This window comes from Pseudomonas sp. JDS08PS003 (assembly GCF_045013505.1).
GTDB lineage: Bacteria > Pseudomonadota > Gammaproteobacteria > Pseudomonadales > Pseudomonadaceae > Aquipseudomonas > Aquipseudomonas protegens_B.
The window spans coordinates 2881732-2897095 of record NZ_CP120724.1 but is presented as its reverse complement, the minus strand read 5'-3'; the positions used below and the strand labels follow the sequence as shown (position 1 = coordinate 2897095).

The 15364-nt window shown below is 64.8% G+C and carries 13 protein-coding genes; 12 read left to right on the top strand and 1 reads right to left on the bottom strand.

What is annotated here, in order from left to right:
• The first annotated feature begins 113 nt into the window (after positions 1–113).
• The 11 genes from P7C00_RS13380 (at position 114) to P7C00_RS13330 (ending at position 13647) form a co-directional block, all read left to right on the top strand.
• Positions 114–1928 carry a DUF1302 domain-containing protein gene (locus tag P7C00_RS13380; RefSeq protein ID WP_404939417.1) on the top strand — a complete coding sequence of 605 codons (1815 nt, stop codon included), beginning with the start codon at positions 114–116 and terminating at the stop codon, positions 1926–1928.
• A 26-nt stretch (positions 1929–1954) separates the two neighbouring features.
• Positions 1955–3316 carry a DUF1329 domain-containing protein gene (locus tag P7C00_RS13375; protein WP_404939415.1) on the top strand — a complete coding sequence of 454 codons (1362 nt, stop codon included), beginning with the start codon at positions 1955–1957 and terminating at the stop codon, positions 3314–3316.
• A gap of 146 nt (positions 3317–3462) precedes the next feature.
• Positions 3463–4389 (top strand): LysR substrate-binding domain-containing protein, encoded by a 927-nt coding sequence (locus P7C00_RS13370; RefSeq protein WP_346635746.1) that lies wholly within the window; start codon positions 3463–3465, stop codon positions 4387–4389.
• 119 nt (positions 4390–4508) lie between these two features.
• Positions 4509–5702, top strand: coding sequence for a M20 aminoacylase family protein (locus P7C00_RS13365; protein ID WP_404939980.1), 1194 nt, complete (start codon positions 4509–4511; stop codon positions 5700–5702).
• Positions 5703–5727: 25 nt separating this feature from the next.
• On the top strand, positions 5728–7023 hold the full coding sequence (locus tag P7C00_RS13360) for an MFS transporter (protein ID WP_404939413.1): 1296 nt from the start codon (positions 5728–5730) through the stop codon (positions 7021–7023).
• A gap of 121 nt (positions 7024–7144) precedes the next feature.
• Positions 7145–8242 carry a M14 family metallopeptidase gene (locus tag P7C00_RS13355; protein ID WP_346635744.1) on the top strand — a complete coding sequence of 366 codons (1098 nt, stop codon included), beginning with the start codon at positions 7145–7147 and terminating at the stop codon, positions 8240–8242.
• A 61-nt stretch (positions 8243–8303) separates the two neighbouring features.
• A complete protein-coding gene (locus P7C00_RS13350; RefSeq protein WP_346635743.1) occupies positions 8304–8924 on the top strand; it encodes a class I SAM-dependent methyltransferase in 621 nt (206 codons plus the stop codon).
• 191 nt (positions 8925–9115) lie between these two features.
• Complete coding sequence (locus P7C00_RS13345; RefSeq protein ID WP_346635742.1) at positions 9116–9274, top strand: hypothetical protein; 159 nt, start codon at positions 9116–9118, stop codon at positions 9272–9274.
• A 56-nt stretch (positions 9275–9330) separates the two neighbouring features.
• On the top strand, positions 9331–9531 hold the full coding sequence (locus P7C00_RS13340; RefSeq protein WP_346635741.1) for a hypothetical protein: 201 nt from the start codon (positions 9331–9333) through the stop codon (positions 9529–9531).
• Positions 9522–11732: an ankyrin repeat domain-containing protein gene (locus P7C00_RS13335; RefSeq protein ID WP_404939411.1), complete on the top strand. Its 2211-nt coding sequence runs from the start codon at positions 9522–9524 to the stop codon at positions 11730–11732. Before P7C00_RS13340 ends, P7C00_RS13335 begins: the two co-directional genes overlap by 10 nt.
• A 133-nt stretch (positions 11733–11865) precedes the next feature.
• The gene (locus P7C00_RS13330) at positions 11866–13647 is read left to right on the top strand and encodes an FAD-dependent oxidoreductase (protein ID WP_404939409.1); all 1782 of its coding nucleotides are present in this window, start codon (positions 11866–11868) and stop codon (positions 13645–13647) included.
• 15 nt (positions 13648–13662) lie between these two features.
• On the opposite strand, the gene P7C00_RS13325 is transcribed toward P7C00_RS13330, so the two are convergent.
• Positions 13663–14715, bottom strand: coding sequence for a hypothetical protein (locus P7C00_RS13325; protein WP_346635738.1), 1053 nt, complete (start codon positions 14713–14715; stop codon positions 13663–13665).
• Positions 14716–14915: 200 nt separating this feature from the next.
• Between P7C00_RS13325 and P7C00_RS13320 the strand changes: the two genes are divergently transcribed.
• Positions 14916–15290, top strand: a complete 375-nt coding sequence (locus P7C00_RS13320; protein WP_346635737.1) for a DUF2784 domain-containing protein — start codon at positions 14916–14918, stop codon at positions 15288–15290.
• The last annotated feature ends 74 nt before the right edge of the window (positions 15291–15364 follow it).

Here is a 15364-nt window from a genome sequence, read left to right as displayed (position 1 = left end):
TGCGCCAGACCCCGTCGAGCGGGGGCCCTAAAGGAAAGCGCGCAGCACCCGCCCAGGGTGCCGGCCCGTAATAGGCGGAGAGCAGCATGCAGACAATAAGAAATCCGGGGACCATGTATCCCTCCCCTCTGAAACCCCAGCCACTGGTCCTTGCCCTTGCCCTGGCCTGGGTCTTGCCGGCGCAGGCCGAAGACTTCCGGCTGGGAGAAATCAGCGGCCGCTTCGATTCATCACTGTCCATCGGCGCCAGTTGGGGCATGCGCGATGCCGACAGCAGATTCATCGGCGTGGCCAACGGCGGCAGTGCCTCCACCCGCACCGGGGATGACGGTCGGCTGAACTTTCGCAAGGGCGAAACCTTCTCCAAGATCTTCAAGGGCCTCCACGACCTGGAGCTGAGCTACGGCGACACCGGAGTCTTTGTCCGCGGCAAGTACTGGTACGACTTCGAGCTCAAGGACGGCCATCAGCATCTCTACGACATCGACGATCATGGCCGTGATCGCGCCGCCCGCGCCTCGGGGGCGGAGTTTCTCGACGCCTTCCTCTATCACAACTACAGCATCGCCGATCTGCCCGGCAGCGTCCGGGTCGGCAAGCAGGTGGTGAGCTGGGGCGAAAGCACCTTCATCGGCAACTCCATCAACGCCATCAACCCCGCCGATGTGGCCGCCCTGCGCCGCCCCGGTTCGGAGCTCAAGGAAGGCCTGATCCCGGTCAACATGCTCTACCTGAACCAGGGGCTGAGCGACAACCTGTCCATGGAAGCCTTCTACCAACTGACTTGGCAGAAGACCGTGCTGGACAACTGCGGCACCTACTTCGGCGGCGACGTAGCCGCCAAGGGCTGCGACTTCGGCATGACCGTCAATGGCAGTGACTTCGACCGCGACGCCGCCAGCTACGGCTATGTACCCCGACTCAACGACCAGGATGCGCGCAACAGCGGCCAGTTCGGTGTGGCCCTGCGCTGGACGGTGCCGGAACTCAACGAAACCGAGTTCGGCTTCTATGCCCTCAACTACCACAGCCGCACCCCGGAAAGTGCCTGGCTGGTGGGCAAGGGCGCATTCCTCGACCCGGTGGGCGGCCTGGCCGGCCAGGGCGGTGTCAGTACCGCGCGCTATTACCTGGAGTACCCGGAAGACATCCGCCTCTATGGCCTGAGCTTTGCCACCAACATCGGCAGCACCGCGGTGTCGGGCGAGATCAGCTATCGGCCGAACATGCCCATGTCCCTCAATAGCACGGACGTCTCCACTGCTGCGACCCTGGGCTCCGCTGCCACCCACCCGGCCATCAACGCCGGCCTGCCGATCTTCGACAGCGGTTGGGCCAGCTCGGCCTACGGCTCGCGTATCCAGGGCTACAAACGCATGCCCTACACCCAGGCCCAGCTCACGGCGATCCAGACCTTCGATCAGGTGCTGGGGGGTGACCGCCTGACCCTGGTGGGAGAAGCCGGCTTCGCCCATATCGGCGGCCTGGACAACAGCGACGGTTCGGGCCTGCGCTTTGGCCGCAACAGCGTCTACGGCAACGGCGAGCTGGCCCATGCCGGCAACGCGGCGCTGCTCGGAGTCTCCGGCAACGACATCTGTCGCGCGCTGAATTCGGCCAACCCGGACCAGTGCACCGACAAGGGTTTCTACACCCAGAACTCCTGGGGCTACCGCCTGCGGGCCGTCCTGGAGTTCAACGACGCCATCGCCGGGGCCAACCTCAAGCCCAACCTGTCGTTCTCCCACGATGTCGACGGTTACGGCCCGACCTTCAACGAAGGCAACAAGGCCCTGAGCATCGGCCTGGATGCCGACTTCATGTCCAAGTACACCGCCAGCATCAGCTACACCGACTTTTTTGGTGGCGATTACAACACCAACACCGACCGCGACTTTCTCGCCCTGAGCCTGGGCGTGAGTTTCTAAGGTCCGCTGCCCTCAAGAGGTTAATCATGAAACATCCCCACCTGTTGCAGATTGGCTGCTTCACCCTGAGCCTGCTGACCGGCCCGGTATTGGCCGCGGTCTCCAGCGACCAAGCGGCACGCCTGGGCAAGGACCTGACTCCGGTGGGCGCCGAGCGCGCCGGCAACGCCGATGGCAGCATCCCGGCCTGGACCGGCGGCCTGCCCGAGAGCACCGGCAAGATGGATGCCGACGGCTTCCTGGCAGACCCCTACGCCCAGGAGCAGAAGCTGTTCACCATCACCGCCGACAACGTCGAGCAGTACCGGGACAAGCTCAGCCCTGGCCAATTGGCCCTGTTCAAGCGCTACCCCAAGACCTATCAGATGCCGGTCTTCCGCAGCCATCGCAGCGTCAGCCTGCCGCAGAAGAGCCTCGACGCGACCCTGCTCAACGCCACCCGCACCACCCTGGTGGAAGGCGGCAACGGCCTGGAGAACTACAGCCCCGGCGCCGTGCCCTTCCCGATTCCCAAGGACGGCCTGGAGGTGATCTGGAACCACATCGGCCGCTACCGTGGCGAGAGCCTCAAGCGCATCGTCATGCAGGCCTCGCCCCAGGCCAACGGCAGCTTCACCCCCAGCGTGGTCAAGCAGGAACTGGCCTACCCCACCGGGCTGACGGACTACCAGCCGGCGGAGATGGCCAACATCCTCAACTACTACCGTGAGGAATTCCTTTCCCCGGCGCGCCTGGCCGGCGGTGTGCTGCTGGTCCACGAGACCATCAACCAGGTCAAGGAGCCGCGCATGGCCTGGCAGTACAATGCCGGCCAGCGCCGAGTGCGCCGCGCGCCACAGATCGCCTATGACAGCCCGGCGGCCGAAGGCATGCGTACCCTCGATGACTTCGACCTGTTCAATGGCGCTCCGGACCGCTTCGACTGGAAACTGGTGGGCAAGCAGGAAATGTACATCCCGTACAACAGCTACCGCCTGGAATCGCCCAAGCTCAAATACAGCGAGATCGTCCAGGCCGGGCACCTGAACCCCGCGCACACCCGCTATGAATTGCACCGGGTCTGGCATCTGCAGGCGACCCTCAAGCCCAGCCAGCGCCATGTCTATTCCAAGCGCGACATCTACATCGACGAGGACAGCTGGCAGGCGGCAATCACCGATGCCTACGACGGCCGCGGCGCCCTGTGGCGAGTGGCCGAAGGACACGCCAGCTTCTTCTACGACGTCAAGGTGCCGTCCTTCGCCGCCGAAGCACACTATGACGTGCTCTCCGGCCGCTACGCGGTGAACTCCCTGCGCAACGAAGAGAAGAACAGCTACCAGTTCAACCTGCCCTTCAGCCGCAAGGAGTTCACCCCGTCGGCACTGCGGGCCACAGGAATTCGCTAACCCCGAGGGTGATCCGCCGGCTCCGGGGCCAACACCGCCCCGGAGCATGTTTGTGCCATCGGCCTTACAAATTGGTACTACTCCTATCCCCCATGGCGGGGGTTTTGGCTTAGATTCAAGCCCCCATTCCCACTCGGTACCCCGCCATGAAGCTGCATCAGCTGCGCGCCCTGGTTTCCATCTGCGAAAGCGGCAGCATCCAGGAGGCTTCGCGCCTGCTGCATATCTCACAACCGGCCCTGTCCAAGGGCATCAAGGAACTGGAAGCGGAACTGGGCGTGCCCTTGCTGATCCGCTCCAATCGCGGGATCACCGCCACCGAATACGGCGAGCGCCTGGTACGCCGTGCGCGACTGATCCTGGAAGAGGTTCGCCGCGCTGCAGAGGAAATCGACACCCTCAAGGGGCGCATGGACGGCAAGCTGTCCATCGGTGTCTCGCCGGTCACCCCCGGCCCGCAATTCGTCGCCAGCCTCAATCGCTATCGTCAGCACTACCCCAAGGTGCAGGTGCAGATCCACGAGTTGCGACCGTCCAAGCTCATGGAAGGCCTGCGTGAAGGGCAGCTCGACATGGCCCTGACTTCGCTGCCGCCCTCGCGCAACACCGACGGTTTTCACTGGGAGGAGCTTTACGCCCAGCCCACGGTGCTGGTGGTGCGCAAGGACCATCCGCTGCGCCATGCCCGGCATTTGAGCGAGCTGCAGGAACAGGAGTGGCTGCTGCAGGACTCCCTGGAGCAATCCAAGGTCGGGGTGATGTTCGAGGAAAACGGTGTTGCGCCACCGCAGAATGTCATCGAGTGCGCCTCGGTGGTGCTCTTCGCCGAACTGGCGGTGACCAGCGATGCCATCAGCTATTGGTCGCTGCGGGTCCTGGAAAGTGCGCCGATGCTGATGCAGAAGCTGGAGATCCTGGAGATTGTCGAGCCGGTCCCGCCGATGAACATTTCCCTGGTGTGTCGCGACCAGGAGCTGATGACCCGGGAAGCCAAGGCCCTGGCCGATGAACTGATCTACGTCTACAAGGGGCCGTCGAAACCCGTGCCGAACTCGATTCCGGCCATCGCCTGAGGGCGCCCGGCCGCGCACCTTGATAACCACAACCGATAAGCATGCCCAGAGGTGATTATTCAGCGGCGCAAGGCTGGGGCATGCTGCGGGCCACCGTCAGTAGCTCGGAAATGGCCCCCATGACAGCGCCCCACTCTCCCCTGATCCCGCAGATCCTCGCCTGGCAGGACAGCTTCGCCCAGTTGCGCCGGGACCTTCATCAGCACCCGGAACTGGGCTTTGCCGAACAGCGCACCAGTGAGCGAGTCGCCCAGAGCCTGGAGCAGTGGGGTATCGAGGTCCACCGCGGCATCGGCGGCACCGGGGTGGTGGGTGTGCTGCGCAATGGCAACAGCCCCCGCAGCCTGGGAATCCGCGCCGACATGGACGCCCTGCCGATCCATGAGCAGAGCGGCGTTGAATGGCACAGCCGGCAGCCGGGCACCATGCATGCCTGCGGCCATGACGGGCATACCGCGATCCTGCTTTGCGCTGCCCGCTACCTGGCCGAGACCCGGCAGTTCGACGGCACCGTCAACCTGATCTTCCAGCCGGCCGAGGAAACCCTGGGCGGCGCCCGACGGATGATCGAGGACGGCCTGTTCGAGCGTTTTCCCTGTGACGCGGTCTACGCCCTGCACAATATGCCGACCTTGCCGGTGGGGGTGTTCCTGACCCAGGCCGGGGCCATGAGCGCCTCCTCGGACAACGTGCACATTCGCCTCAAGGGGGGCGGTGGTCATGGCGCCATGCCCCACAAGACCCGAGACCCGGTGGTGGCCGCTGCCGAGCTGGTGCTGGCCCTGCAATCCATCGTTGCGCGCAACGTGCCGGCTGGAGAAGTGGCCGTGATCACCGTGGGTTCGCTGCACGCCGGCGACGCCGCCAACGTGATCCCCGATCACGCCACCCTGGCGCTGAGCGTACGCACCACCAACCCGCAGATCCGCACCCTGCTCAAGCAACGCATAGGTGAAGTGGCCCGGGGCGTCGCCGCCACCCACAACCTGGAACTCGACTATGAGTACGACGAGCGTATCGGCGTGCTGCTCAACACCCCGGCCGAAACCGCCCTGCTGCAACAGGTGGCTCGGGACCTGCTGGGCCCCGAAGGGCTGATGACCAGCATCCCCAGCGGCTTTCTCGGCAGCGAGGATTTCGCCTCGATGCTGGAGCAGCGTCCCGGCTGCTACATCGTCATGGGCAACGGCACCGAAGGTGCCCACGGCTGCATGGTGCACAACCCCGGCTACGACTTTAACGACGCCGCCCTGCCCTATGGCGCCAGCCTCTGGGCGCGGTTGGTGGAAACCGCTCTGCAACGCCCCCAATAACAACAACCAAGGATAAACCGCCGCCATGCCGACACCCGCCGCAAGACCCCGCGCCCTGATCATGGCCCTGCTGATGGCGGTGATGGTCATCAGCGTGCTGGACAAGACCATCTTCGCCTTCGCCGGGGTGCAGATCATCGAGGAACTGCAACTGACCCCGGAGCAGTTCGGCTTTGTCGGCAGCGCCTTCTTTTTTCTCTATTCGATCTCCGGGATCGCCGTGGGCTTTCTCGCCAACCGCTACCCCACCCGCTGGATTCTCACGATGATGGCGCTGGTCTGGACCAGTGCGCAATTGCTGGTGACCTTCGCCAGCAGCCTCGCCGCCCTGACCGCCAGCCGCCTGCTACTGGGAGCCGGCTGCGGCCCGGGCACGGCGGTGACCCAGCACGCGGCGTTCAAGTGGTTCGGGGCGCGGGAGCAAGTGCTGCCGGCCTCGCTGATCCAGGTGTCGATCATGCTCGGCGGACTGCTGGGAGCCCTGGCCCTGCCCTATGCCATCAGCCACTACGGCTGGCGCACGGCGTACCTGGCCCTGGCCCTGCTGAGCCTGGCCTGGGTCCTGGTCTGGCTGCTGTTCGGTGCTGAAGGCCGGCACGCCGAGCAACACAGCGAGCAACAGCTCGCCGAAGCGCCGATTGCCTACCGCCACCTGCTGCTCAACCGCACCTTCCTGTGGATTTCGCTGATGTGTTTTCTGGCCTACCTGCCCAATGCCCTGTCCTTCAGTTGGTCGGCGGTGTACATGCAAAAGGGCCTGGGCCTGAGCCCGATGCAGACCGGCTACGTGATGTTCGCCGCAACCTTCAGCATTATCCTGCTCAACTTGCTGGTGTCGGGCCTGTCCCAGCGTCTGCTGAAGAATGGAGTGAGCGTGCAACGCAGCCTGGTCGTGCCGCCGATGCTGTGCTGCATGGTCGGAGGCCTGGCCCTGAGCGCCATGGGTTCGGTGTTCGGCGCACTGGAAGAAAAGCTGGTGCTCTATGTGCTGGGCGCCGTGCTGCTCAACGGCGTGTTCGCCTTCGGCATGACCATCACCTCGCACATTTCTCCGGCGCGCCAGCGCGGCGCGATGCTGGCCATCCATGTGGGCTGCATGACCCTGGCTGGCATGCTCGCACCCTGGCTGGTGGGCAAGCTGGTAACCCTGTTCGACAACGACATTGCCCGGGGATTTGAAACCGCGGTCAATGGCATCGGCCTGGCAACCCTGGCCTGCGCCCTGCTGGGATTGTGGGTGATCAACCCGAGCGCCACTCGCGAGCGCCTGCTGGCCAGGGCCGGCGATACGCTGCCAGGGGCAGCCCCGATCCGCGTCTAGCAACGCCTTCTCGCCGGGCCGCCTGGCGGCCCATTCGCTCCCCCGTTCCCCAGGTTCTCCCTGGTGCCGTGGCGCACTGGGGAGGCCGAGGAGCCTCTGTACCCGATCAGGAAGTCTCTCGATGAACCTTGCCAGTTTTTCCGCCAGCTATGCCGAGGCGCGGCGCAAATTTCTCAATGGCTGCGAGCTGCGTGGCTTGCAGGTGGAATCCCATATCCATCCGTTCAAGGGCCGCGACCAGGAAACCCTGGCCATCGACGTCTGCCGGGTGGGGCCCGCCAACGCCCGCAACCTGATGGTGATCAGCAGTGGCTGCCACGGCGTCGAAGGCTTCTGTGGCTCGGCCGTGCAGGTCGATCTGCTGGCGGACGATCACTGGGCCCAGCGCACCGCGTCCCCGGATCTGGCCGTGCTCTACCTGCATGCGCTGAACCCCTACGGCTTCTCCTGGATGCGCCGGGTGACCCACGAAAACGTCGATCTGAATCGCAACTTCCTCGATTTCAGCCAGCCCCTGCCGGACAACCCCGACTACCGTGCCATCCACAATCTGCTGCTGCCCAGGAACTGGCCGGCGAGCATCAGCAGCAGCGCGCGACTGATGCTGTTCGCTGCGCGTCGCGGCCGCTCGGCTCTGCAGTCGGCCATCACTCGCGGTCAGCACAGCCACCCCGACGGCCTGTTCTTCAGCGGCGTGGAACCCAGTTGGAGCAACCTGCAGATTCGCCAGATTCTGCGCCAGCACGCCCGGCACTGCCTGCGTATCGGCTGGATCGACATCCACACAGGCCTGGGCCCCAACGGCGTCGGCGAACGCATTTACAAGGGCCGGGCCAGCGCCGCCGACCTGCAACGGGCCCAGGCTTGGTGGGGCCCCGAGGTGACCAACAGCTTCGATGGCAGCTCCACCTCGGCGCAGTTGAACGGCACCCTGGACCTGGCCGTGATGGAGGAATGTCCCCAGGCGCAATACAACGGCCTGACCCTTGAATACGGCACCTTGCCCGGCCCCCAGGTGCTCAACGCGCTGCGCGCCGAACAATGGCTGCAGCGCAATCCGCTGGCGCCGCGCTCGCGTTTCGAGCAGATCAAGCGACAGATGCGCGACGCGTTCTACGACGACCGCCCGCAATGGCAACAGCAGGTGCTGCAACAGGCCCGGGAAGTGTGCGAACTGACCCGTAAAGGCCTGCTGAGCCCAGACCCGCTGCAAGGCTGAAACCCGGCACAGGATGGCCGGGCTCCGGTAGGATATTGCGCCAATCATCAAGGAGTGATTCATGCCCACACCCGCCCCTGAGGAGTCCGCCCGGTGGGAGGCCTTCTACAAGACTTTCGAGGGTCGCCCGCCTTCGCCCCTGTTGTGCCGCGCCCTGGCCTTGAACCTGCCGGGCATGGATCACCCCCAGGCCATCGACCTGGGCTGCGGCTCGGGCATCGAGACTTGCTTGTTGCTGGAGCGTGGCTGGAGGGTGCTGGCCATCGACCAGGAGGCGTCCGCCATCGAGCGCCTCAAGGACCGCGCCGGAACCCTCGCCGAAGGTCGCCTGCGTGCCGTCCAGGGACACTTCGAAACCCTCGATGAACTGGCGCCGGCACAGCTGATTCACGCCGGACTGGCGTGGCCGTTCTGCCGCCCCGCTGCCTTCGCCCAGTTCTGGCAGATGCAAGTCGAGGCCTTGCAACCCGGCGCATTGCTGGTGGGCCAACTGTTCGGCGAGCGGGATCAATGGGCCACGGCGCCAGACCTGACTTTTCACTCCCGCAGCGCCGTACAGGCACTGTGCACCGGCCTGCACATCGAGCATTTCGAAGAAAGCGAAGGGCTGGGCAAAAGCCTGCGCGGCCCCAAACACAACCACAGGTTCGATCTGATCCTGCGCAAACCCCACACTCCTTGAGCCTTCGCCAACCGCTCTTCGGGCTGTTGCAATCAATCATCGGAGCACCTGCAACCCCAACCTGACGGGCGTTGCAGGGCGCCTGGAATTTTTCTGTTTTTTTGCGCCATCGGCGCCGCCGCCAAGCAATTCCCGCCTGGGTAATCTCGATTCACTGCCAGTTCGGCAGTCATCCAACGGAGATTACCCTCATGTCGAAAAACACCCCTCCCGCCAACCCGTCGCCGATGGACCAGGCGTCGGCCTCGCGCATCACCAGCAGTGCCGCCAAGGCCGGCAAGGGCCAGGTAACGGCGGACAGCTTTGCTGCCCGGGCGCAACGCGCTGCCGCGAAAAACACCAACCCTTGAGCCCGACAGCGCCCCCGTCAGTATTGGCTGGCGGGGGCCAGGCCAAGGAGGCCGCCATGTCCCACTACAGCAATGACAAAGACATCGCCAGGCTGGTCAAACAACAATTGCGCCAAGGCTGGCTGTTCCATCGTGGCAAACGCCATGGGAAGCTCACGGCCCCAGGTAAGGGTTCGATCCCGGTGCCCTGCACGCCGAGCGACTGTCGGGCGCTGCTGAACTTCAAACTGATGTTACGGAGGCTCGAATGCCGCTAACCCAATCCCCCTTTCCCAGCCTGGGAGAGTGCTACCAGTTGCTCACGGCAGCCTTCGATACCAAATCCACTGACGCCGCGCGCCGCAAGCAACTGGTCGCCTTGGCCGAGAGCGATCACGACTGGAGCCTGTTTCCCAAGCTCAAGCGCGAGCTGCTGATTGAACCCTTGAGTCAGCTGGACCGTGACTTTGCCCTGTACCTCGAAGCCTTCGTCGATTATCTGCAAGCCCACTACCTCGATCTGGTCAAGAACCTGGGGCTGGATAGCCTGAGCCGCCAGCAGGCCCTGCCGGCGCTGGTGGAACACTACGCCGCACCGGTCGGCGACTTTCTCCAGCAATTGCAACGGCGTTTCAGCGGCCCGCAACTGCCACAGCTGCTGGACAAGGATCAGTTTCCTCTGGGGGTGGTCCTGCAATGGTTCGAACAACAGAGTGGGGATTCGGCCCAGCAACTGGCTCAACGCCTCTATCCCGACAGCAAGGATGCCCGTGACCAACTGGGGCGTTGGCGCAAAGGGCCCCGACAGGCCGATCTGTCGAGTCTCAAGACACTGCTCAGGACCCTGGAAAAAGTCAGCGACAAGCCACAGTTGGTGGCCGACCTGGGACCCTGGCTGGTGACGGCCCGAGCCCTCGGTCACTTCGACCAGCAATTGCTCGCCGTCGGCCTCCCGGGGTTCAGGCAACAAGTGCTGCACACCCTGCTGCTGGGGCCCGCGGCACAAAGTGGCCGCCAGTCCCTGGAGCGCCTCAACCTTGAGGCCGGGCAGCGCCTGAACATCCTCAAGCCCGGCGCCCAATGGCTGCGGGAACACCTGACGCCGACCCGGGGCAAGGCCGCCGGCAGCCAGGCTCAGGCACGGCAGATGCTAGACGACTTCATCAAGCTGCAGGAGCGCCATGATACGGATGGCCGGACCGGATATTTCAGTGCCTGGTTCGAAGGCCGCTGGCAATTGCTGTCGGGCAACTACTCCACGGCCATGAGGCATTACGACGCGGCCCTGTCAGCGGCCCTGTATCGCGCCGGTCGCTTGCAACTGAACCTGCTGGAGGAGTGCCTGAGCCTGGCGGCGATGCTGCAAGACCGGCCCCGGCTCAAGCGCCTGAAGCACCAGGCGCTGATACTGGGACTGTTCAGTTCCCTGGGCCTTGAGCAAGGCCCGGTGATCAGCGACTGGGAAATCAGCCAGCTGAAGCAGCTTTTTACCCGACTGTTCCCGGCGCTGGGCTTCTTCCCGGAGGCCGAAGACCACAGAGCGCAACCGCAGTGGCCGATCCTTGCGTTCGACCCCGCCGAGACCGGGAACATCAAAGTGGACCTGCAACGCCCTGACCGGGTTATTGCGGTCTACACCATCGATCGGCAGAAACGTCGGTATCCGCAATTGCTCTGGTTCGCCTCCGAAGGTCAGGCCGAGGCGGTCCGTGCCCTGTTGCAGCATGGAGCGAACGTCAACCTGAAGGACGAGGCCCAAGGTTCAGCGCTGCTCTGTGCCCTGCAATGCGCCCATGACCGAGGAGAACGCTCGACCCTCGACCTGCTGCTGGACCAGCCTCACGAGGCCGCCACCCTCGACCAGTGCACCCGCAAAAAGCGCCTGACCCCTCTGATGCAGGCCATCGACATGGGCGACGCCAAAGTGGTGGCCAGGCTGCTGCAGATGGGGGCCTCGGCCAATGCTCCCGGGCTCTACCCGGAGCAGACGCCGCTGTACCACTGCCTCGGCAAACTGTGGCAGTTGCAACAACCGGGCAAGGCCATGGACAAGGTACAAAGCCTGATCAAGCAAGCAGACGCGGTGAGCCAAGAGGTGCTGCGCCGTCAGTTGGGCAGCAGCGCTGGAGCCTTCGGCCAGCGCGCGCTCATGGACCCCGATCAGCCGTCGCATCAAGCGATTCTCAAGACCCTGCTGGCAGTGGAACGCGAACGCTGCGATCCCCGGCAGTTGATGCAAATTGCCTACCTGCTGTTGCGTCATGGCGCTGACCCCAATGCCTCTCATGCCTATCCCTGCCCGGGCCGTACGCCGCTGATGGTGGCTGCCGAAGACGATCAGCTGGAACTGTTCAAGGCCATGCTCGCTGTCGGTGGCGACCCGCTGCAACAAGATGAACAAGGCGCCGACTGCTGGAAGATCGCCTTGTGTCACCAAGCCCGGCACGTGCTGGCCTTCCTGCGCGCATCACAGGGTTGAAACCACTCGCAGGCCCATTTTCAAAGTACAAGCCCGGGTTGGTTTGACAGCCTCGCAGCCACTGTGAAATAGTTTTTCAACAATATGGAACATGATTCCATTTTTTATAATTTCACCGAAAAGGCCTGCCATTGTGAGCGAAGCTCCCGCTGAAAACCTCCCGCCCCTGGATTGTGACCTGCTGGTAATCGGCTCCGGCGCTGCCGGCCTGGCCTGTGCCGTGACCGCCGCCTGGCATGGCCTGAAGGTGGTAGTAGTGGAAAAGGATTCCACTTTCGGCGGTGCCAGTGCCTGGTCCGGTGGCTGGATGTGGGTGCCGGGTAATCCTCTGGCGCGCCGCGCCGGCATCCATGAAAACCCGCAACAGCCGCGCACCTACCTCAGGCATGAACTGGGCGAAGGCTACGACGCCGGACGCATCGACGCCTTTCTCGATAACGGACCACAGATGGTGGCCTTCTTCGAACAGCACACCGCCCTGCAGTTCGTCGACGGCAATGGCATTCCGGACATCCACGGCCAGGTGCCCGGGGCCGGTATCGAGGGTCATCAGGTGATCGCCGCGCCCTATGACGCCCGGGCCATTGGTCCCTTGTTGGCGCGTCTGCGCCGGACCATGCGCGAGACCTCGTTCATGGGCATGCCGATCATGGCCGGGGCCGACCTGGGCGCCTTTCTCAGCATGACTCGCTCCTTCAAGTCGCTGTTGCATGTGGGCAAGCGCTTTATCCGCCATCTGCGGGACCTGGCGCTGCATGGCCGGGCCATGCAGCTGGTGAACGGCGTGGCGCTGATTGGCCGGCTGGCGAAATCAGCCCAGGACCTGGGAGTGAATCTGCTGGAGTCGTCGCCGGCCCGTTCGCTGCTACGGGACAACCAGGGGGTGCACGGCGCCCTGATCGACACACCTCAGGGGCCGCGGGAAATCCGTGCCCGTCGCGGCGTGGTCCTGGCGGCCGGTGGTTTTGCCCATGACCCGGTTCGACGTCAGGCGCTGTTTCCCCGAGCGCCAGGCCCTGACGAGCATCTGGCCTTGCCACCCTTGAGCTGCTCGGGGGACGGCATTCGTCTCGGTGAGGCCGCCGGTGCCGTGCTGGCCACTGACCTTGCCAGCCCGGTGGCCTGGGCCCCGGTATCGCGGGTGCGACACGCCGACGGCAGCATCGGCCACTTTCCCCATATCATCGATCGGGCCAAGCCCGGGGTGATCGGGGTGCTGGCCAATGGCAAACGCTTCGTCAACGAGGCCGACGGTTACTACGACTACACCGCAGCCATGGTGGAGGCGGTTCCGGCCGGCGAGGAAGTGGCGTCCTGGCTGATCTGCGATCATCGCTTCCAACGTCGTTACGGGCTGGGTTATGCCCGTCCCTTCCCCCTGCCCGTGGGGCCCCTGGTGCGCAACGGCTACTTGCAACGAGCCGACTCCATCCAGGAGCTGGCGCGGCGTTGCGGCATCGACCCACAAGGCCTGGTCGCCACGGTACAGGCGTTCAACCAGCATGCCCGGCAGGGCCAGGACCCCGAGTTCGGCCGCGGTTCGACGCCCTACAACCGCAAGCAGGGCGACGCCCTGTACCCGGGGCCGAACCCCTGTGTGGCGCCTATCCAGAAAGGGCCATTCTATGGGGTCAAAGTGCTGCCCGGCAGTTTCGGCACCTTTGCCGGGCTCAGGACCACCCCCCAGGCCCAAGTACTGGATCAGACCGGAGCAGTGATCCCGGGGCTGTATGCCGCAGGCACCGACATGGCCAGTGTCATGGGCGGCTTCTACCCGTCCGGGGGCATCAACCTGGGGCCGGCCATGACCTTCGGCTACGTTGCCGGGCGCCATGCCGCAGGCGTCAGTGAGTATGAGGTCATCCTCGAACCAGCCCCTGGGGCAGCTCCCGGACAATGCGCCGCAAGGCACTGACCTGACACCGCGGGTTCACGGGCTCCAGCCGGGGCCCTGCTCCACCAGAGGTGGCGGCGCTTGCAACTGCGCCTCAATCTGCCGCGCCAGGTAATACACCCCGGCCATGACCCCGTGCTCAGGGTCATGCAACTGCTTGAGCCAGGCCTGATCGAAGGCCGTGCCCAGGTCGCGGCGGGTCTGCGCCTGCAGATCCTCGCGCTCATTGTTCTGGACCAGGGCCCGTACTCCCGCCACACCCACGGAAATCAGCGCTCCGGCCACCCGCCCCACCGCGGCGGCCACAGCACCGGCCACACCGCGACTGGCGAACTGCGCCTGAAGTTTCTCACTGGTGACCTGGGCCACCTGGGACACACCCGGCGCAGCAGCCCCCGGGGCGGTCGCCGGCCCGGCATGAATCTGCTGCAACAGCGGCCCATAGGCCGGCAGACGGGCCACCGGCTCCACCTGCAGCAGTTGCTGCAGCGAAGCGCGCTGGCCGGCCTGGGGCCCAAGATCGATGGCGATGATCCGTGCCAGATGCTGATCCAGCTGCGGCGCGGGCAACTGATGACGCGCGGTGCTGAGCTGCACCTGCTGACGCAGCAACTGCACATAGAACTCCATGGCCTCGCCGGTAATGCCATCGGCATCGATCTCCAGCGCCACCGGTGCCAGGACCCGCTGCTGATACTGCTCCTGCAGGTAACCGGCCAGACGCCTGGATGCCTGTGCCTCATCGCCCCGGCTGTTCAACGAATACCAGCCGACCTTGAGCGACAGCCACTCCTGGGTCCAGTAGCCGCTGAACCAGGGAATGAAGTTTTCCTCGGTCTGCTGATAGATCCGTGTGCGCCAATGCTCCATGGAGCCCTGGGCATAGACTTCAGCCTGCAGAGTGGCAGAGCGGGAGGCGTCCAGCAGTTCACCCTCCACCTGACGCCAGACGGCCGGACTGACCGGCGCCGGAGCGACGGGTTGCGCGACACGGCTGGCGCAGCCGGGAAGGAGCAATACCAGCACCGCCAGCCCCAGGCTGAACAACCAGGACCTGCGGCGATGGCAGCGCAGCGCCAGTGAGCACAAGGCACGTCCCTCCCTGAAAGGCAAGGCAAGGCCAGGCTCGAAAGACCGGCCTGGCCTACTTGCAGTATAGGTAGCGCCACTGCGACGTCCGGGGCGTTTTGCCAGGCGCTCGCGCGATGGTCACCCACGACGCCTCCGGCATCGGTATATTGCCCGGGGCGCCCGCGCCACGGACCTGCCTCCCCCAACAAGGAACCTTCATGCTCTACCGCATCGCCGCTGACAGCCTGGTGCTGTTTCACCTGTCATTCATCGTCTTCGTGCTGCTGGGAGGCCTGCTGGTACTGCGCCATCCACGGCTGATGCTGCTGCACCTGCCCGCCGCGGCCTGGGGTGTGGCGGTGGAAGTCTTGCACCTGGAATGCCCGCTGACCCGCTGGGAAAACCTGTTGCGCCACGCGGCCGGCCAGGATGGCTACGGGGCCGGGTTCATCGAGCACTACCTGATCCCACTGATCTACCCTGCCGGGCTGACGCCGGGCATCCAGCTCTGGCTGGGCAGCCTGGTACTGCTGATCAACCTTTCGGTCTACGGCTATCTGGCACGGCGCTGGAGCCGTACCCGCCACGCCTGAAGCCTCCCCCCTGCTTACCGGAGCGGTCAGCCCGCTCCGGCCTTGCCCTTCCCCCCTCGTCATCCCTGATAGCA

Excerpts from the sequence above, each read along its gene's own strand:
- P7C00_RS13380 (WP_404939417.1), top strand. The coding sequence starts at position 114 with ATGTATCCCTCCCCTCTGAAACCCCAGCCACTGGTCCTTGCCCTTGCC.
- P7C00_RS13375 (WP_404939415.1), top strand. The coding sequence starts at position 1,955 with ATGAAACATCCCCACCTGTTGCAGATTGGCTGCTTCACCCTGAGCCTG.
- P7C00_RS13370 (WP_346635746.1), top strand. The coding sequence starts at position 3,463 with ATGAAGCTGCATCAGCTGCGCGCCCTGGTTTCCATCTGCGAAAGCGGC.
- P7C00_RS13365 (WP_404939980.1), top strand. The coding sequence starts at position 4,509 with ATGACAGCGCCCCACTCTCCCCTGATCCCGCAGATCCTCGCCTGGCAG.
- P7C00_RS13360 (WP_404939413.1), top strand. The coding sequence starts at position 5,728 with ATGCCGACACCCGCCGCAAGACCCCGCGCCCTGATCATGGCCCTGCTG.
- P7C00_RS13355 (WP_346635744.1), top strand. The coding sequence starts at position 7,145 with ATGAACCTTGCCAGTTTTTCCGCCAGCTATGCCGAGGCGCGGCGCAAA.
- P7C00_RS13350 (WP_346635743.1), top strand. The coding sequence starts at position 8,304 with ATGCCCACACCCGCCCCTGAGGAGTCCGCCCGGTGGGAGGCCTTCTAC.
- P7C00_RS13345 (WP_346635742.1), top strand. The coding sequence starts at position 9,116 with ATGTCGAAAAACACCCCTCCCGCCAACCCGTCGCCGATGGACCAGGCG.
- P7C00_RS13340 (WP_346635741.1), top strand. The coding sequence starts at position 9,331 with ATGTCCCACTACAGCAATGACAAAGACATCGCCAGGCTGGTCAAACAA.
- P7C00_RS13335 (WP_404939411.1), top strand. The coding sequence starts at position 9,522 with ATGCCGCTAACCCAATCCCCCTTTCCCAGCCTGGGAGAGTGCTACCAG.
- P7C00_RS13320 (WP_346635737.1), top strand. The coding sequence starts at position 14,916 with ATGCTCTACCGCATCGCCGCTGACAGCCTGGTGCTGTTTCACCTGTCA.